Genomic DNA, 1,104 nt, shown 5'->3' with positions numbered 1-1,104 from the left:
CAACAGATTGAATACCTCGGACTCATCATCTCAGAAGGGGAGGTGAGAATGGATCCGGTAAAAGTAGCGGCTGTTCGTGACTGGCCAGTCCCTACTAACCTTCGGGAACTACGAGGGTTCTTGGGATTTGCAAACTTCTACCGACGCTTTATCCGGAATTTTGCCAAAATAGCACGACCTCTGAACGACCTGACGAAGAAAGACACCAGCTTTACCTGGACCGACACTCGACAGAAAGCATTTGACACCCTTCGAGAAGCCTTCATCTCCGCACCGATCCTTGCTCTATGGACACCAGACAGGCCTACTCGAATCGAGGTAGACGCATCAGGCTTTGCCACGGGAGGCGCCCTTATGCAGAAGCAAGACGATGGCCAATGGCATCCGGTAGCCTTCAGATCGGCATCCATGCAGCCAGCGGAACGGAACTACGAAATCTACGATCGAGAAATGCTTGCTATCATTGAAGCACTGAAGGATTGGAGGAACTTTCTAGAAGGACTCCCTCAACCATTCGACATCATTACGGACCATTCGAACCTCGAATTCTGGCGCACTGCACAAGACCTCACCCGCCGACAAGCCCGATGGGCCCTCTATCTGTCACGGTTTGACTTTCATATGATCCACCGCCCTGGCAGAGTAAACACCCAAGCTGATGCTCTCTCCCGCATGGCAGTTCATCATGTATCGGACAGCGATGATAACCGACAACAGACAGTCCTTAAACCTGGCCACTTCGTAAAAATTGCAGCTTCGATCCTACAGAACCCCTTAGAGGATCGTATCCGGAAAGCCTCAGAACGGGAGGCACAGGTATTGGAGGGTCTCAAAACAGTCAAAGAGCACGGACTACAGCGCTTGGCCAATGGGATAGCCGAATGGGAAGAGGACAATGGGTTGGTCTACTACCGAGGTCGAGTATACGTACCAGCAAACGACGACCTACGCACTGAGGTACTCCGTCAATGCCACGACCATCCAACTGCAGGACACCCCGGACTACACGGGACACTCGACTTGGTCAGTACCCATTTCTGGTGGCCTACGTTGCGCTCTTTTGTGGAAAAATACGTTGAGGGATGCGAGGTTTGTGCCCGTAAG

General features: G+C 52.2%; 1 protein-coding gene. It reads left to right on the top strand.

The features are described 5' to 3' along the window. Positions 1–48: 48 nt before the first annotated feature. On the top strand, positions 49–1,104 hold a 1,056-nt coding region (locus JUF10_RS14295; RefSeq protein ID WP_203643425.1), incomplete at its 3' end, for an RNase H-like domain-containing protein.

Source organism: Levilactobacillus andaensis (genome assembly GCF_016861695.1).
GTDB classification, from domain to species: Bacteria; Bacillota; Bacilli; order Lactobacillales; family Lactobacillaceae; genus Levilactobacillus; species Levilactobacillus andaensis.
Note: the sequence above shows the minus strand (reverse complement) of the source record. Positions and strands in the feature narration are given on the sequence as shown.